Annotated in this window: 3 protein-coding genes; all 3 read left to right on the top strand. The window is 51.6% G+C overall.

The window, feature by feature from the left end; all coding sequences use genetic code 11:
* Positions 1 to 462 (top strand): phosphate acyltransferase (locus tag ACR0P9_RS11435; RefSeq protein WP_432620255.1); only part of this gene is annotated, 462 nt, incomplete at its 5' end.
* 78 nt (positions 463 to 540) lie between these two features.
* Entirely contained in the window at positions 541 to 1,554 is a 1,014-nt protein-coding gene (locus ACR0P9_RS11430; protein WP_432620253.1) for an ion transporter, read from the top strand.
* A 47-nt stretch (positions 1,555 to 1,601) separates the two neighbouring features.
* Positions 1,602 to 2,054, top strand: a complete 453-nt coding sequence (locus tag ACR0P9_RS11425; protein ID WP_432620227.1) for a YjbQ family protein — start codon at positions 1,602 to 1,604, stop codon at positions 2,052 to 2,054.
* The last annotated feature ends 54 nt before the right edge of the window (positions 2,055 to 2,108 follow it).

Raw genomic sequence — 2,108 nt, 5'->3', positions numbered from 1 at the left:
GTTACTCTGACTGCTGCTCAGAAGATCGCTGAGGTTGCTATCGAGACCGCAAAGACCGGCGCTGCTTTCGGTATCGACCCGAAGGTTGCTATGCTGTCTTACTCCACCATGGGTTCCGGCAAGGGTCCGACCGTTACCATGATGCGCGACGCTACCGCTGCTGCTAAGGAGCTGGCTCCGGAGCTGGCTATCGACGGCGAGCTGCAGTTTGACGCTGCATTCTCCCCGGTTGTTGCTAAGACCAAGGCAAAGGGTTCTCCGGTTGCCGGTCAGGCAAACACCTTCATCTTCCCGGACATCAATGCAGGCAACATTGGCTACAAGATTGCTCAGCGTCTGGGTGGTTTCGAGGCATATGGCCCGATTCTGCAGGGTCTGAACGCTCCGATCAATGACCTGTCCCGCGGCTGCAATGCTGATGAAGTTTACCAGATGGCTATCATCACCGCTGGTCTGAAGTAATTTTACACAGAACGCAATTGGTACAGCCGCTGTCTCCGGACAGCGGCTGTATTTCTCTCACAGACAAAACAGATATACATGGGGAAACAGACTTATCACATCCGCAAGCGGATGTATGAAATCATTGAAAAAGATCGACAACACGACAAATTCAGCGCACTGTATGACAGATACATCCTTGTTTTGGTCTGTCTGAGTGCCATTCCGCTGTTGTTAAAAATATGGAACGAGCCGGTTCTCTGGCTGGATCGCATCGTCACGGCGTTGTTTATCGTGGATTATACTCTGCGCTGGATCACCGCCGATTTTTCGCCGCGCATGAACGGTCTGTCGCTGCGCCAAGCCATACTGCGCTATCCATTCACGCCGATGGCGATTATCGACTTGTTGGCGATTTTGCCGGTCATCACGACATTTCCAGCGGTCATGCAACTGCTCCCGGACATGCCGCTGACGCAGTACATTCAAATTCTGCGCGTCATGCGTGTATTTCGCTGCGCGCGCTTTCTCAAGACTATGCGCTACGCACGGAGCTTTGTTTATATCTATCGCGCCGTGCGCCGCGAGCGCAAACTGCTCGTCATGGTCCTGATGCTGTCCATGGTGTACAGCTTTGTCTCTGCTGCCGTCATGTTCTCGGTCGAGCCAAACTCGTTTGACAGTTTTTTTGAAGCGTTGTATTGGGCATTTGCCATGCTGACAACCGTCGGATACGGCGATATTTATCCGGTGACGCGCATCGGCAGACTGGTCAGCATGATTTCCTCGGTCTTTGGCACCGCTGTTATCGCGATGCCCGCCGGTATTTTGACCGCTGGATTCATGGAAGAGATCAACAAAGTCCGCTTCAAAGATCAGCGCAAGCTGGAACAGGAAGTTTCCGAACTGCTCGATGAAATCAAGCAGCTGCGCAGAGAGCAGGCGGAACGCGGACTGGAACAAAAGATTCAACAGATTTCCAAACAAGTCGAGCAAGTGCAGGAACATCGCGAGCAAGACGCCGTATTATTGCAGGATCTGTCGGAAGATTTGAAAAATGCGCTGGCACGTGGTACAATAAACGAGCTTGAAGAAGAATCGGATCAAGTATAATAGAAGAAGATAGAAGAAGTTCGTTGAGATGGAGGAGTTTATCAACAATGGCAGTTTATAGTTCCATGAAGGAATATCATACCCGCGCACACATGGGTATGATTGATGTAACCGGAGATTTTCAGGAGGCTGTAACCGAGGCTTGCCACAAGTACGGCATCAAGAGCGGTACCGTTACCGGTTTTACCACCGGCGGCGTTGCTGGTCTGACCACACTGGAATTTGAACCGGGCATGGTCAATCATGACCTCAAAGCAGCAATGGATGTCTTTTCTCCGTACACGGATGAAAAGGGTCGTGTGATTCATTACGAGCACCACAACACATGGCATGACGACAATGGCTCCAGCCATATTAAGTCGGCACTGCTCAGCCCGTTTATCACGGTTCCGTTTATCGACGGCCGCATCACTGTCGGCCCGTGGCAGAACCTGACGCTGGTCGAGTGCGACACCCGCGATCGCCATCGCGAAATCGTATTCCAGGTCATGGGCGAATAAGTTCAGACAATCAAAAAGCACTGGAACCGGAAATCCGGAACCAGTGCTTTTGTT

Origin of the sequence: Butyricicoccus sp., from assembly GCF_050872565.1 — a bacterium.
In the GTDB taxonomy this organism is placed as follows: Bacteria; Bacillota; Clostridia; order Oscillospirales; family Butyricicoccaceae; genus Butyricicoccus_A.
This window is presented reverse-complemented; position numbering and strand designations above follow the sequence as displayed.

Excerpts from the sequence above, each read along its gene's own strand:
- ACR0P9_RS11425 (WP_432620227.1), top strand. The coding sequence starts at position 1,602 with ATGGCAGTTTATAGTTCCATGAAGGAATATCATACCCGCGCACACATG.
- ACR0P9_RS11430 (WP_432620253.1), top strand. The coding sequence starts at position 541 with ATGGGGAAACAGACTTATCACATCCGCAAGCGGATGTATGAAATCATT.